The organism is Dankookia sp. P2, assembly GCF_050632255.1.
Lineage (GTDB): Bacteria > Pseudomonadota > Alphaproteobacteria > Acetobacterales > Acetobacteraceae > Paracraurococcus.
On sequence record NZ_CP192581.1, the window covers coordinates 4,952,736 to 4,966,354 of the forward strand.

Consider the following 13,619-nt stretch of genomic DNA (forward strand, 5'->3'; position numbering starts at 1 on the left):
CGCGACGCTGCCTCCACCAAGATGCGGGAGGACACCATGCCGAAGATCCAGGCCGAGGCGCTGCGCGAGCTCGGCCGCGCGCTGCTGGTCGCCAATGGCGTGCCGGAGAGCGAGGCGGCGACCGTCGCGCGGCATGTGGTCAATGCCAACCTGGCCGGCCATGACAGCCACGGCATGATCATGCTGCCCAACTACATCGAGCGGGTGAAGGCCGGGCATATCGTTCCCGGCGCGCCCTTCACCATCGTGCAGGAAAGCCCGACCACCACCGTGGTCGACGGCAATCGGGGCTTCGGCTACGTCATCAATGAGCAGGCGATGGCACTGACCATCGAGAAGGCCGAGAAGAACAACATCGCGGCCACCACCGTCTTCCGCCAGGGCCATGTCGGCCGCCTGGCGAGCTACCCGCTGATGGCGGCGAAGGCGGGATGATCGGCATGGCCTGGGCCGACAGCGGCCGCTCGCCCAAGGGCGTCGCCCCCTTCGGCGGGCGGGAGGCGCGGCTCGGCACCAATCCTTGGGCGATCGCGGTTCCCTCCGACCTGGACGGGCCCTTCTGCATGGACTTCGCCACCTCCGCCGTCGCCATGGGCAAGATCAAGCTGGCCGAGGCGCGCGGGCAGGAGATCCCGCTCGGCTGGGTGGTGGACAAGGATGGCGAGCTGACCACCGACCCTGCCGGGATCAAGGGCGGCGCGCTGATGCCGCTCGGCGGGACCGAGGGCTACAAGGGCACCGCCCTGGCGGCGATGGGGGAGATCTTCTGCGGCATCCTCACGGGCTTGGGCTTCGGCGTGGAGCCGAGCGGGCGCCACAATGACGGCTGCTTCCTGATCGCCATCAAGGTGGAGGCCTTCCGGCCGCTGCTGACCTTCCGCAAGGAGGTCGCCGATTTTGCCCACTACCTGAAGGACACGCCGCCGGCCAAGGGCAGCAGCGGCGTGCTCTATCCGGGCGAGGTGGAGCACCGGGCCGAGCAGGCGCGCGGCAGCCAGGGCATCGAGATCGAGGCGGCGACCTGGAAGAAGCTCGGCGAGCTGGCCGCGGCGGGTGGCGTGGCGATGCCGGAGTAAGAAAAGGTTGGGGAGGGAAAAGTATTCCCTCCCCAAGCCCCACCCTTCCTTTTTGTGAGTCCGGGTGCCGCCGCGCGCGCGGCTGCCAACCCACAGAAATGGATGAGGGGTCTGGGGAGAATACTTTCTCCCCAGCCTTTCTTTCTTACGGCTTGGCCCGGTCCCGGCTGAACTCGCGCACCATCCGGTGCACGAAGTCCAGCTTCCTCGATCGCCGGCGGCGACAGCACGAAGGGATACAGGTCCGGCGCGCCCATGCAGCGGTTCAGGCTGTTCACCGCGAAGGTCAGCGGCAGCCAGGCCTCCACCAGCGGCTGGATCGACTCCTGCGCATAGGGGTCGAAGTCGATCGCCGCATCCAGGTCGTCGGTCTTCGCCACCTTGGGCGAGACCTGCAGCCCGAAAGCGTCCGCCATCTCCAGCGTGTCGATGATGTGCAGGTAGTGCGCCCAGGTCTCGGCGAAATCCTCCCAAGGGTGGGTCGTCGCATAGGCGCTGACGAAGGAGGCCTGCCAGTCGGCCGGCGGGCCTTCCTTGTAGTGGCGTTGCAGGGCGGCGTTGTAGTCCTGGCTGTCGTCCCCGAAGACCGCGCGGCAGGCGTCCAGCCGACCGCCGTCGCGCACCAGCAGGTCCCAGTAGTGATGCCCGCTCTCGTGCCGGAAATGCCCCAGCAAAGTGCGGTAGGGCTCGCCCATGGCGGTGCGGCGCTTCTCCCGCTCGGCATCGTCGGCCTCGACGAGGGCGATGGTGATCAGCCCCTCGTCATGCCCGGTCATGACGCGGGAGGTGCCGCCCTCCGGCGGGTCGGCCAGCACGTCGAAGGCGAGGCCGTGCTGCGGGTCCTGCACCCGGTCCTGCAGCGGCAGGCCAAGGCGGAGCAGGGCATAGACCAGCCGCCGCTCGGCATCCTGGATCTTTCGCCAGGGGATCAGGTTCGCCGGGTCGCCCAGGTCGGGCACGGTGCGGTTGTGCCGGCAGGCGACGCAATAGGCATCCGTGGTGCCCTCGGGCACCAGCCAGTTGCAGGCATCGTATTGCGCATTGGTGCAGAAGAGCCGGCGCTGCTCGGGCTTGGCCAGAGGCTGCCATTCGTTGTTGTCGCCAGGCTCAAGCGCCGACAACCGCGTCACCTCCGGCAGGAAGCCGAGCCGATGGCCGCAGCGCTCGCACTTGGTGTTCTCGAAATACAGCACCTGGTCGCAGTGCTGGCAGCGGAAGAGTCTCATGCGAAGCCTCCGGGACGTGCCCGGCGGCAGGTCGCGGGCATCGGCAGGACGCGCGAGGACCTGCTTGGTTTCGCAGGTGCGAAGGGTTGTTGCCGGACCGGCGCTACTTGCTGGCCACCGCCGGCCGGTCGGCGGCGCTGGCACTGCCGCGGAACCAGCCGGCGACGGCGGTGGCGAGATCCTCCAGGTGCCGCTGCCGGCCGGTGTCGATGGCGACCGTGGCGGTGATGCCGGCGCGCAGCGGCGGCTCCCCGGCGAAGGGCCGAAGCTGGATCTTCACCGGCAGCCGCTGCACCACCTTGACCCAGTTTCCCGAGGCGTTCTGCGGCGGCAGGATGGCGAACTCGGCGCCCGTCGCCGGGCTGATGCTCTCGACCACGCCGACCCAGGTCACCTCGGGGTAGAGGTCGAGCACCACGTCCACCGTCTGGCCCGGGACGATATGGGTGAGGGTGGTCTCCTTCAGGTTCGCCTCCACCCAGGGCCGGCGTTCCGAGACCAGGGCGAAGACCGGCGTCGCCGCCTTCACCTGTTCGCCCCGCTGCAGCCGCATATTGACAATGGTGCCGCCGACCGGCGCGGTGAGGGTGGTGCGCCGCAGGTCGAGCAGCGCCTGGTCGCGCTCCGCCAGCCGCTGCTTCACCGTCGGGTGCTCGTCGAGCGGCAGGTCGGGGTCGCCCTTCAGCGTCGCCAGCAGCCGCACCAGGCGCTGGCGCACCACGTTGATGCGCTCGCGCGCCACGTCCGCGTCGTTCTGGGTCTCCTCCAGCTTGGTGGCCGGCGCCACGCCGCGGGCGGCGAGATCCTGCTGCCGCCGCGCCTGGCGCTGCAGGTAGTCGAAGCGGGCCTGCAACTCGCCCAGCTCGCTCTGGGTCTCGCGGTAGGTGGCGCGGGCGGTCTCGACCAGGGTGCGGGCGGCGTCGAGCTCGGCCTCCGCCTTCTCGACCGCCAGGCGGAAGGGCTCCGGGTCCAGCCGCAGCAGCACGTCGCCGGCGGCGACATGGCTGTGGTCGCGCACCGCGACCTCGAGGATCCGGCCGGCGATCTCGGGCGCCACCTGGACGATGTCGGCCTTCACATAGGCATTCTCGGTGGTGACGTAGCGCCCGCCGCGCTCCCAGATCAGCGCCGCCCCGGCCAGGGCCAGCACGGGGACGCCGAGCAGGAGCACGGCGCGCAGCAGGCGTCTTCGGGCCGGGCTGGCGCTCATGCCGCGGCTCCCGGCCGGTCCTCGGCCGCCACGCCCGGGCGCCTCGCGCCCATGCCGATCAGCTGGGCCTTCACCCGCTCCATCATGTCGGTCAGCGCCTCGCGCTCGCCCTCGTCGAGCGAGGCCATGGCGTCGTCGAGCAGCCCCTCGGCGATCAGCCCCATCTCGACCTGCACCGCCTCTGCCTCGGCGGTCAGGAAGAGCCGGTTGATGCGGCGGTCGCCGGGGTCGGGGCGGCGGGTCAGCCAGTTGCGCCGCTCCATCCGGTCGATCATCCGCCCGGCGGTGGCGCGCTCCACCTCCAGCATCTCGGCCAGTTCGGACTGGCTGATCCCGGGGTGCCGGTGCAGCCGGCTGAGCACCAGCCATTGCGCCCGGGTCAGCCCCATCCGCTTCACCCGGCGGTCGAAGGAGGAGCGCATCAGCCTTGCCACGTCGGCGATCAGGAAGCCGATATGGCGGCGGTCCTCCGGCGGGGCATGCGTCGCCTGGGCGGGTGATGGACGCGGCATCGGGGGCTCGCCCTCGTTTGTTGCCTAAGTCATCATCGCCCGGCACACTTTCGTCAAGGTTACGAGGTGTCCACACCGGGAAATGTCCGATTCAGCCGAAGGCCAGGAATTGCCGGTCGCCCGCCGGGTCCTGATCCTGGCCGCAGTGGTGCTGTGCTCGACCCTCTACGCCACCACCCTGCTGGTGGCGTCGACCCTGCTGCCGCAGATGCAGGGCAGCATGGCGGCAACGCCGGACGAGATCGCCTGGACCACCACCTTCAACATCCTGGCCACCGCCATCGCCACCCCGACCAGCGGCTTCCTAGCCGCCCGCTTCGGCCGGAAGCGTATCCTGCTCACCGCCGTCATCGGCTCGACCCTGGCGACCTGGCTCTGCGGCCAGGCCGAGAGCCTGGAGACGCTGGTGCTCTGGCGCATCCTGCAGGGCGGCATCGGCGCCCCGGTGGTGCCGCTGGCCAATGCGATCGTGCTGGACAGCTTCCCCCGCCGGCAGGCCGGGCTGGTCAGCTCGATCTTCGGGATGACTGTCGTGCTCGGCCCGGTGATCGGCCCGGTCTTCGGCGGCATGCTGGCCGAGACCTACAACTGGCGCTGGGCCTTCTACATGATCGTCCCGGCCGGCGCCCTGGCCGCCGCCGCGGTCGCGGTCATCCTGCCGGCGGACCGGCCCGGCCAGCGGGTGCCGATGGACTGGACCGGCTTCCTGGCGCTGGCCACCGCCATCGCCGGCCTGCAGCTGGTCTTCTCCCGCGGGCAGCGGCTGGACTGGCTGGAGAGCAGCGAGATCATCGTCGAGATCGGCATCGCCGCGCTCGCCTTCTATGTCTTCCTGGCGCATTCGCTGACCACCGAGCGCCCCTTCCTGAACCTGCGGCTGCTGCTGGACCGCAACTACGCCCTCGGACTGGTGCTGGTGCTGATCTACGGGATGGTGAACTTCACCCCCATCGTGCTGCTGCCGACCCTGCTGCAATCCTATGCCGGCTATCCCGACAGCATCATCGGCCAGATCGTCGGCTACCGCGGCATCGGCGGCGTCATCGGCTTTGGAAGTACGCTGTTGATCGGCCGCTGGGACCCGCGGCTCGGCATGACGATCGGCTTCGGCCTGCTGGTGGTCTCGGGGCTCTGGCTGATGAGCCTCGACCTCAACGTCGATGTGGACACGCTGCTGCTGAACGCGGTGCTGCAGGGTGTGGCGGTCGGGATCATCTGGGTGCCGCTGACGGTGCTGACCTTCCGGACGCTGGACAGCCGCTACACCGCCGAGGCGATGTCGCTGTTCCACCTGCTGCGGAACCTGGGGTCGAGCCTCTTCATCTCGCTCAGCGTGACCGAGATCGTGCGGTCCACCACCATGAACTACAGCCGGATGACCGAGCTGGTCTCGCCCTACAACCGCGCGCTCTCGGTGCCGAACCTGATGGGCGGCTGGAGCACGGAGACGCTGCAGGGCCTGGCGCGGCTGGCGAAGGAGATCGACCGGCAGGCGGCGATGATCGGCTATCTCAACGCCTTCGGCCTCTACATGGCGGCCTCGGCGATCGCCATCCTCTTCGTGCTGCTGGCCAAGGGGAAGAAGCGGGCGACGGGCTGAGCCGATCGGGGCGGGGACGACCGCCGCGTGGGCCGGGCTGCAACCGGCCCGCGACAGCGACGTTTGGAGGCCGGATCATCCTCTCCCCGGAGATCGCCATGCAAAAAGGACGCTCCTCGCCCTCGGCGCCTCCATGCTGGCCTGCCCCGCCCTCGCCCAGACTACCCGCGAGACGGAGCGGCCGGCGCCGTCGGCCGGCAGGGAGAGCGGCGCCGCCGGCGCGTCGCGCGCCGACGCCGAGGCCCGCTCGCCCGGGCCGCCGCTCGACCGCGGTCCCTCGAGCCCGGAGGTCAACCAGGCGCATCGCGGCGGTGGTGCGGTGCTGGAAGGCCCCCGGGCGCGCCCGCTCCGCCGCCGCTGCCCACGCCGTCGCACGACAGGCCGCAGCCGCGCTGAAGAGGCGGTCCGCGCCGGGTCAGCCGGGGGCGGCGTCCTCGCCCACCGGCTCCAGGTCCACGCCGATCTCCAGCCCGTGGTCGCCACCGCCCAGCATCACCCCGCGCACCGGGCTGATGTCGCCGTAGTCGCGGCCCCAGCCGAGCACCACGTGCTCGTCCTTCACCACCACGTTGTTGGTTGGGTCGAGTTCGACCCAACCATCCTCCAGGCCCAGCCAGGCGCCGACCCAGGCATGGCTCTGGTCGGCGCCGCGCCGGCGCGGCTGGCCCGGTGGCGGCCGGGTGCGGATATAGCCGGACATGTAGCGGGCCGGCAGGCCGATCGCGCGCAGCCCGCTGATCATCAGGTTGGTGAAGTCCTGGCAGACCCCCTCCCGCCGCCGCAGGATCTCGGCGACCGGGGTGTGCAGGTCGGTGACGCCGGCGCGGAAGCGGAAATCGGCGCGGATGCGGCGGTTGAGCTCGACCAGCCCGGCCAGCACCGGCCGGCCGGCGGGGAAGCTCTCGGCGGCATAGGCGCCGGCCGCCGGCACCGCCGCGCACATCGGGCTGTCGAAGCGGAATTCGGCGGCCTGCCAGGCACCCGGCCCGCCGGCCCGGGCCAGCGCCGCGACCTCCTCCCAGGGCAGCGTCGCCTCCGCCGCCGGCGGGTCGGGGTAGCAGACCTCGACCTCGGCCTCGGCCGTCACCTCGAAGGCCGCGTGCGGCGCGTCGATGAACAGCCAGGTGACCGCATTGCCGAAATGGTCCAGCCGGTCCTGCCGGCGCGCCGCCTCCGGCAGCGTCGAGATCGCCGCCGAGACCACCCGCTGCCAGGGCAGGTCGCGCGGCCGCAGGTGCAGCATATGCGCCGCCAGGTCCACCGTGCTGCCATAGGCATAGCGGGTGGTGTGCCGGACCCGGTAGATCACGCGGCGCCCCGCAGCCGGATCGCCGGGGCGGGGCCCAGGCTGTGGGGGCCGGCAGCAGCGCGAACCAGCGCCGGGTGATGCCGTCCGACAGCGTGGCGACCGACCGTTCCATCGCCACCAGCCGCGGCCGCAACCCGACCGCCGCCTCGGCCTGGGCCGGCGCCCCGCCACCTGCCGCACCATCGCCTGGGCTTCCTCGATCAGCGATTCCGCCATCAGCGCCAGGGGCGATCCCGCCTTGCCCTCCAGGTCCGCCAGCATGTCGCGCGCCGCGACCAGCTGGAAGGCGAGGCCGCGCGGATTGCCCTCGTCGGCCAGCACCAGGTCCAGCACCGGCCCGGCCTGCAGCACGGTGAGATACCGGCTGCGATAGGTGATGACCGAATCGCGCAGCTCGAGCGCGAGCCGCAGGCCGGGCTCGAGCCGCGCCGGCTGGCTGGCGGCGCCGGGCTGGTCCAGCGCCCGGGTCAGCTCGGCGACGATCGCCTGGGCGCGCTCCACCCGGCGACCGAGGTCGAGGAACAGCCGGCCGCCGCCGCGCACCATGTTCTCGGCGGCAAGGCCGGCAACCGTGGCGGCGAAGGCGAGGACGCCGGCGCTGGCATTGCCGAGCGCCTCCAGCCCATGCGCCTCGTCGCGCCCCGCCGGCACCGCGTTGAACTCCTCGGCCAGCTGCCGCAGGCCGCGGTTCAGCGCCAGGTGCATCTCCCCGGTCAGCCGGTCGCGCAGCAGGCCGGCGAGGCGGCCGACCTGGTTCAGCAGCGACTGCACCCGGCCCCGCTCCCGCACCGCGCGCAGGAGGGCGCGGGTCACCGGGACGGTACCGATCTCCTGCGCGGTCTCCGGGTCCAGCAGGTCGGCCCGCACCAGGCAGGCGGCCAGGCTCTTCAGCTCGGCCAGCTCGCGCGGGCTGGGGCTGGTGGTGGCGAGGCGGGCGGCGCTGGCGCGCAGCAGCCGCGCCGCGCTTTCCAGCCGCTCGAGGTAGCGCCCCCAGCCAGAAGAAATTGTCGGCGACCCGGCTCGGGATGTCGCCGGTGCCGCGTCGGATCGGCAGGAGGGATGCTGAGCTGGCGCGGGCCCTGGAGCTCGGCCATGTCCTCGAAGGGGACCCAGACATCCTTGCTGAAACCCATGGCGGGACGCGCGCCGGTGCCCGGGTCGGGCGCCGGGAAGGCGCGGGCGAGCCCGCCCTGCAGCGCCTGCCAGCCACGGCCGTCATGCACCAGGAAGAGCCGCAGGATCACTGGCCGCGGCTCCAGCCCCTCCGGCCCCGCACACAGGGCGCGACCGAGGCCGGCATCCGCTCGGAGACGGCATAGTCCTCGGGCGCCGCCAGGATCCGCTGGGCCAGCTCGGCCCGCGCGGTCTCCGGCAGGGCGGCGGCGGTGATGGAGCGCACGGTGCCGTCCACCGCGCGGCGCACCATCCAGCGGCCGAGATCGGCGCCGACCAGGGCCCGGGCCGCCGGGTCGCCGAGCCAAAGGGTGCGCGCGCCGGCGAGGCGCAATTCCTCGTCCAGCAGCCGCTCGGCCAGCGCGGGCAGAAAGGCGGCCAGCGCCGGGGCCTCGGCGAAGCCGGCGCCGGGGTCGTTGACGATGCGGACGGTGCCGCTGCGAACTGCGTCCAGCAGGCCGGCGACGCCATGCGCGCCGGGCTCTGGTCGCCCTCCAGCGGGTCCATCTGCCTGCCGTCGACCCCGGCGCAGCAGCACGTCCACCGAAGCTGCAGCCCGCGCAGGGTCTTCAGGTAGAGTGCGCCGTCCCGCACCGCGTCAGGTCGCCGCCCTCGACCAGGGCGCAGGACAGCCGGCGGGAGAGGATGACGTGCTCGTACCAATGCGGACTGGAATGCCCGGCGGTGAGCATGGCGACGCCGGGGTTGCGGCCATCGGCGGCGGGCGGCGCCAGCCGTTGCAGGGCATCCTGCCAGATGTCGAAGAAGGGCCGTGCCGCCTGAGCTCGCGCGCCCGCACCAGCTCCGGCACGTAGCGCGACAGGGCGCGCCGGTTCTCCAGCACATGCGCGAGGCCGGTGGCGCCCGCGGTGCGGTCCGACAGCACGCGCCAGCTTCCATCCGGCGCCCGCAGCAGGTCGGCGGCGTAGAGGTGCAGCAGCGGTCCCTGGCGATGCCCGGCGGCGTCGCGGCAGGAGCGCAGGAAGGCGGGATTGGCATAGACCAGGGCGGGCGGCAACAGGCCTTCCGCCAGCAGCGCCTGCGGCCCGTAGACATCCTGCAGGATCGCCTCGAGCAGGGTCGCGCGCTGCGCGAGGCCGGCGGCGAGCGCATCGAATTCGCCCGGCGGCATGATCAGCGGCACCGGATCGCAGCGCCAGGCCGGGATGCTGGAGCCGCCCGGCAGCAGGCTGGTGGCGCCTTCCTCGATGAAGTGGCGGTCGAGCAGCCGGGCGCGCTCCGCCAGCTCGCCCCTGCCGAGCGAGGAGAGGGCGCCGAGCAGCCCGCCCCAATGCGGGCGGAAGCCTCCGGCGCCGTCGACCATCTCATCGAGCGGGGCGGAATCGATCATGTCCCGGCCGTGATGCCGCGATCGGCGTCCGGCGGCGAGGGGGCCGCGCGCGCCGCGGGCGCAACCATCGGGGTCGTTCCGCGGCCCGTAAGGGAAGCGGGACTGCGGCCCTCCCGCCGCGTCAGCCGGCGCGCCGCAGGTCGAGCGAGCGGGTCGATTCCCGCGCCGGCAAAGGCCGCGGCGGCGGCATCGGCCCCGGGGTATGGCCGAAGGGCTGGAACCGGGTGCGGCGCCGCGCCTCGGCCTCGTTGGCATTGACCGGCAGCGTCTCGTAGCTCCGCCCGCCGGGGTGGGAGACATGGTGGGTCAGCCCGCCGAGGCTCCGCCCGGTCCAGCGGTCGTAGATATCGAAGACCAGCGGCGTCTGGCGCCCGGATCGTCGGGTGCAGGGCGGAGGAGCGGGTCCCAGGCCTTGAAGCGGATGCCGGCGACGTACTCGCCCTCGGTCTCGGTCCGGGTCAGCGGCACCTCGTAGCCGTTGCAGGCCAGCGCATAGCGCTCCTCCACCCAGCCGCGGAGCTTGGCCTGGAGGCGCTCGGTGCTGCTGTCGACGTAGCGCACCGTGCGCCGCCGCCGCCCGGCTCCTCGCCCAGCACGTGCCAGGGCTCGAGCGCGTGGCGCAGTTCGAGCTTGGCGCCGCGCAGCGTCACCTCGCCGATCAGCGGGAAGCGGAATTCGAGGTGCGGCGCGGAACCAGTCCTCGGCCAGCGGGAAGCCGAGATCGGCCATCTCCCGCAGCACGTCGCCGAAATCCTGCGCGACATAGTGCGGCAGCATGAACTCGTCGTGCAGCCGCGTACCCCAGCGGACCAGGCGGCGGTCGTAGGGGGTCTTCCAGAAGGCGGCGATGGCGCTCCGCATCAGCAGCATCTGCGCCGCAGCCATCTGCGGATGGGGGGCATCTCCAGCGCGCGGTACTCCACCAGCCCGAGCCGCCCGCTGCTGCTCTCCGGCGCATACATCTTGTCGATGCAGAACTCGGTCCGGTGGGTGTTGCCGGTCATGTCGGCCAGGATGTTGCGGAAGAGCCGGTCGACCATCCAGGGCGGCGTCTCCTCCCCGGCGCTGATCTTGCCGAAGGCGATCTCGAGCTTCGGCCAGGCTGTCCTGCCGCGCCTCGTCGACGCGCGGGTGCTGGCTGGTCGGGCCGATGAACAGCCCGCTGAACAGGTAGGACAGGCTGGGGTGGTTGTGCCAGAAGCCGAGCATGCTCTTCAGCAGGTCGGGCCGGCGCAGGAAGGGGCTGTCCTTCGGGCTGGCCGCCCCCATCACCACGTGGTTGCCGCCGCCGGTGCCGACATGCCGGCCGTCCAGCATGAACTTCTCGGCCGAGAGCCCGGTCTGCCGGGCTTCCTCGTAGAGCTGTCCGGTGCGCTCCACCATCTCCGGCCAGGAGGCGGCGGGGTGGATGTTCACCTCGATCACGCCGGGGTCGGGGGTGACGGAGAAGCTCAGCAGCCGCTCGTCGCGCGGCGGCAGGTAGCCTTCCAGGATGACCTTGCGGCCCGTCTCGGCTGCCGTCGCCTCAAGCCGCGGCGGCAAGGTCGAGCCAGTCCTCGGCCGCCTGCAGCGGTGGGAAGAAGACATGGATCAGGCCGCCGCGGGCCTCGACCGCCATGGCGGTGCGGACCACGCCGGGGTCAGGGCGGCCAACCACCGGCAGGTCCTGCGCCACCGGGCGGAAGCCCTCGGCGCCCAGGCCGGGGACGAAGCCTTCGCCATGGCCGGCGCCTTGTCCGGCACCGCGCGGGTCGTGCTGCGGGACCAGCCGCCAGGCACCGGGCGTGGTGCCGGCGGGGACATCCCCGCGCGGGTGCTCGAAGGCCTGGCGCGGCGGCAGCGGGCCGACCGGGGCGAAGGGATCGGCCGCGGGCTCGAAGACCCTCGCGGCATCCTCCTCGGACATCCAGGGCAGGCTTTCCAGCGGCAGGCGGAAGCCGATCGGGCTGTCGCCGGGCACGAGGAACATGTGGTCGCCGCGAAAGAACCAGCGGCCGGAGTGCCAGCGCCGCGTGCCGTCCTGCATGACCCGGCGGATCGGCAGCACCGAGCCGACCGGGCTCGCCAGCCCCTGGCCGAAGACCTTGGCGAGCCGGGCGCGCTCCAGCGGGTCCTTCAGTTTCGCGTCCTCGACCACCACGTTGGCCGGCAGGCGCTTCTCGCGCCAGAGGAAGTAGTGGATGTCTTCATAGGCCGGGTTGACCAGGCCGGGGTCGAGTTGCAGCCGCTCGGCCAGGATGCGGGCGAAGCGGTCGGCGTCGGCCGCCGTCGCGTCGTCGGTGTCGTCATCCGAGGCCAGCAGCGCCGGGTCCTGCCAGACCGGCTCGCCGTCCTTCCGCCAGTGGGAGTACAGCGCCCAGCGCGGCAGCTGCTCGCCCGGGTAGTGCTTGCCCATGGCGTATTGCAGCGCAGCCCCGGGCGACCAGAGCGGCACCAGCCGGCGCAGCAGCCGCCCGGCATAGCGGCGCTTGGTCGGGCCGAGCGCAGCCGTGTTCCATTCCGGCGCGTCCATGTCGTCGGTGGCGATGAAGGTCGGCTCGCCGCCCATGGTCAGCCGCACCTCGCCGGCCGCGAGCGCCGCATCCACCGCCTGGCCCTGCGCCAGGATGCCCTGCCACTGCGCGTCGCTGTAGGGCTTGGTGACCCGCGGCGTCTCCCGCACCCGGGTGACGCTCATGGCGAAGTCGAACGCGGTCTCCGCCTTCTCCGCCATGCCGCTGATCGCCGCAGCGGAGGCCGGCTCCGGCGTCGCCGCCAGCGGGATGTGGCCCTCCCCGGTCATCAGGCCGGAGGTGGCGTCGAGCCCGACCCAGCCGGCGCCGGGCAGGTAGACCTCGGCCCAGGCATGCAGGTCGGTGAAGTCCTCGGCCGGGCCTTCCGGGCCGGTGAGCGGCTTCTGGTCGGCGACGAGCTGGATCAGGTAGCCGGAGACGAAGCGGGCGGCGAGACCGAGATGCCTGAGGGTCTGTACCAGCAGCCAGGCGCTGTCACGGCAGGAGCCTTTCCGGTTGCCGAGCGTCTCCTCCGGCGTCCAGACGCCGGGTTCCATGCGCACGACATAGGCGGTGCGCTCCTGCACCCGGCGGTTCAGGTCGACCAGCATGTCGACGGTGCGCCGCTCCCCGCGCGGGATCTCGGCGAGGAACTCCCGCAGCAGCGGACCCGGTGCCTCCAGCTTGCGGAAGGGCGCCAGCTCCTGGTCCAGCACCGCGTCATAGGCGAAGGGAAGGTCTCCGCCTCGGGCTCGAGGAAGAAGTCGAAGGGGTTGATCGTCGCCATGTCGGCGACGAGGTCGACCTCGACGCTGAAATGCGTGACGCGGTCGGGGAAGACGACGCGGGCGAGGTGGTTGCCCTGGGGGTCCTGCATCCAGTTCAGGAAGTGCGGCTTCGGCTCGATCTTCAGGGCGTAGCTGACGATCGGCGTGCGGGCATGCGGCGCCGGCCGCAGGCGGATGGTCTGCGGCCCGAGCTGGATGGCCCGGTCGTAGCGGTAATGGGTCGCGTGGTTCAGGGCTACGTGAAGCGGCATGATCGGTCAGCCTGCGAAGAGTCGGCCCGGTTTACAGCAAAACCGACGCCACGCGCGGCATGACGATCCCGGGGCGGAGGGTTGCGCTCAGCGACCGGCGGGCGCCTAAATTACGGGCAGATGCCTCCCAGGCTGTGCAAGCCGCGCAGCCGTGGGCGCTACCGCTGTTTCCAGCCGCGCCGATCGCGTCCTAAGCTTCCGGCCAAGCGGTTCGGGGGGAATGGCGCATGGCGCAGCGAAGCAAGCAGGTGGGGAGTTTCGCCGCCGCGGTGGCGGACATCCCGGATGGTGCGGTGATCGCGTTCGGCGGCTTCGCCGGGCCCGGCACCCCCTACAACCTGACCCGCGCGCTGCTGGACCAGGGCGCGAAGCGGCTGACCTGCATCGGCAACACCACCGGCGGAGCGCACCAGCCGCGGCTGCCGGATATCGGCATGCTGGTCGAGGCCGGGCAGGTGGCGAAGGTCATCTGCAGCTTCACCGCCGCGACGCGCCCGACCGACGTGCTGCCCTTCACCAGGTACTACGAGGCCGGCGAGGTCGAGGCCGAGCTGGTGCCGCAGGGCACGCTGGCCGAGCGGCTGCGCGCCGCCGGCGCCGGCATCCCCGCCTTCTACACCCCGACCGCAGT

General features: G+C 72.0%; 11 protein-coding genes and 3 pseudogenes. 3 read left to right on the top strand and 11 right to left on the bottom strand.

Features of this window, described 5'->3' with window-relative positions; all coding sequences use genetic code 11:
* Positions 1-36 precede the first annotated feature (36 nt).
* Positions 37-974 (top strand): annotated as a pseudogene (locus ACQ86J_RS29420) (Ldh family oxidoreductase); the annotation flags it as partial.
* On the opposite strand, the gene ACQ86J_RS29425 reads toward ACQ86J_RS29420, so the two are convergent.
* From ACQ86J_RS29425 to ACQ86J_RS29435, 3 genes are all read right to left on the bottom strand, one after another.
* Positions 950-2,302 (bottom strand): zinc-binding metallopeptidase family protein, encoded by a 1,353-nt coding sequence (locus tag ACQ86J_RS29425; RefSeq protein WP_431268305.1) that lies wholly within the window; start codon positions 2,300-2,302, stop codon positions 950-952. The pseudogene ACQ86J_RS29420 and the gene ACQ86J_RS29425 overlap by 25 nt on opposite strands.
* A gap of 103 nt (positions 2,303-2,405) precedes the next feature.
* Positions 2,406-3,512: an HlyD family efflux transporter periplasmic adaptor subunit gene (locus ACQ86J_RS29430; RefSeq protein WP_431268306.1), complete on the bottom strand. Its 1,107-nt coding sequence runs from the start codon at positions 3,510-3,512 to the stop codon at positions 2,406-2,408.
* Positions 3,509-4,024: a MarR family winged helix-turn-helix transcriptional regulator gene (locus ACQ86J_RS29435; RefSeq protein WP_431268307.1), complete on the bottom strand. Its 516-nt coding sequence runs from the start codon at positions 4,022-4,024 to the stop codon at positions 3,509-3,511. Before ACQ86J_RS29435 ends, ACQ86J_RS29430 begins: the two co-directional genes overlap by 4 nt.
* A gap of 82 nt (positions 4,025-4,106) precedes the next feature.
* On the opposite strand from ACQ86J_RS29435, the gene ACQ86J_RS29440 reads away from it, so the two are divergent.
* The gene (locus ACQ86J_RS29440) at positions 4,107-5,624 is read left to right on the top strand and encodes a DHA2 family efflux MFS transporter permease subunit (protein WP_431268308.1); all 1,518 of its coding nucleotides are present in this window, start codon (positions 4,107-4,109) and stop codon (positions 5,622-5,624) included.
* A 415-nt stretch (positions 5,625-6,039) separates the two neighbouring features.
* Here ACQ86J_RS29440 and ACQ86J_RS29445 read toward each other — a convergent pair whose 3' ends face one another.
* The 8 genes and pseudogenes from ACQ86J_RS29445 to ACQ86J_RS29480 all read right to left on the bottom strand — a co-directional run bounded on the left by ACQ86J_RS29445 (position 6,040) and on the right by ACQ86J_RS29480 (position 12,988).
* Complete coding sequence (locus tag ACQ86J_RS29445) at positions 6,040-7,938, bottom strand: alpha-E domain-containing protein (protein WP_431272576.1); 1,899 nt, start codon at positions 7,936-7,938, stop codon at positions 6,040-6,042.
* On the bottom strand, positions 7,821-8,177 hold the full coding sequence (locus tag ACQ86J_RS29450) for a hypothetical protein (RefSeq protein ID WP_431268309.1): 357 nt from the start codon (positions 8,175-8,177) through the stop codon (positions 7,821-7,823). Before ACQ86J_RS29450 ends, ACQ86J_RS29445 begins: the two co-directional genes overlap by 118 nt.
* Positions 8,174-8,650, bottom strand: a complete 477-nt coding sequence (locus ACQ86J_RS29455; RefSeq protein WP_431268310.1) for a circularly permuted type 2 ATP-grasp protein — start codon at positions 8,648-8,650, stop codon at positions 8,174-8,176. Before ACQ86J_RS29455 ends, ACQ86J_RS29450 begins: the two co-directional genes overlap by 4 nt.
* Before the next feature lie 25 nt (positions 8,651-8,675).
* Positions 8,676-9,457, bottom strand: a pseudogene (locus tag ACQ86J_RS29460) (circularly permuted type 2 ATP-grasp protein).
* 121 nt (positions 9,458-9,578) lie between these two features.
* Positions 9,579-9,866 carry a transglutaminase family protein gene (locus ACQ86J_RS29465; RefSeq protein ID WP_431272577.1) on the bottom strand — a complete coding sequence of 96 codons (288 nt, stop codon included), beginning with the start codon at positions 9,864-9,866 and terminating at the stop codon, positions 9,579-9,581.
* Positions 9,764-10,999, bottom strand: coding sequence for a transglutaminase family protein (locus ACQ86J_RS29470; RefSeq protein ID WP_431268311.1), 1,236 nt, complete (start codon positions 10,997-10,999; stop codon positions 9,764-9,766). Before ACQ86J_RS29470 ends, ACQ86J_RS29465 begins: the two co-directional genes overlap by 103 nt.
* The gene (locus ACQ86J_RS29475; protein ID WP_431272578.1) at positions 10,983-12,662 is read right to left on the bottom strand and encodes a transglutaminase family protein; all 1,680 of its coding nucleotides are present in this window, start codon (positions 12,660-12,662) and stop codon (positions 10,983-10,985) included. Before ACQ86J_RS29475 ends, ACQ86J_RS29470 begins: the two co-directional genes overlap by 17 nt.
* Positions 12,545-12,988 (bottom strand): transglutaminase N-terminal domain-containing protein, encoded by a 444-nt coding sequence (locus ACQ86J_RS29480; protein WP_431268312.1) that lies wholly within the window; start codon positions 12,986-12,988, stop codon positions 12,545-12,547. The genes ACQ86J_RS29475 and ACQ86J_RS29480 overlap by 118 nt, the downstream gene beginning before the upstream one ends.
* A gap of 227 nt (positions 12,989-13,215) precedes the next feature.
* Between ACQ86J_RS29480 and ACQ86J_RS29485 the strand changes: the two are divergent.
* Positions 13,216-13,587: pseudogene (locus ACQ86J_RS29485) on the top strand (CoA transferase subunit A); the annotation flags it as partial.
* Positions 13,588-13,619: the final 32 nt, after the last annotated feature.

Coding starts and splice junctions, on each gene's coding strand:
- ACQ86J_RS29430 (WP_431268306.1), bottom strand. CDS start 3,512: ATGAGCGCCAGCCCGGCCCGAAGACGCCTGCTGCGCGCCGTGCTCCTG.
- ACQ86J_RS29425 (WP_431268305.1), bottom strand. CDS start 2,302: ATGAGACTCTTCCGCTGCCAGCACTGCGACCAGGTGCTGTATTTCGAG.
- ACQ86J_RS29440 (WP_431268308.1), top strand. CDS start 4,107: ATGTCCGATTCAGCCGAAGGCCAGGAATTGCCGGTCGCCCGCCGGGTC.
- ACQ86J_RS29435 (WP_431268307.1), bottom strand. CDS start 4,024: ATGCCGCGTCCATCACCCGCCCAGGCGACGCATGCCCCGCCGGAGGAC.
- ACQ86J_RS29480 (WP_431268312.1), bottom strand. CDS start 12,988: ATGCCGCTTCACGTAGCCCTGAACCACGCGACCCATTACCGCTACGAC.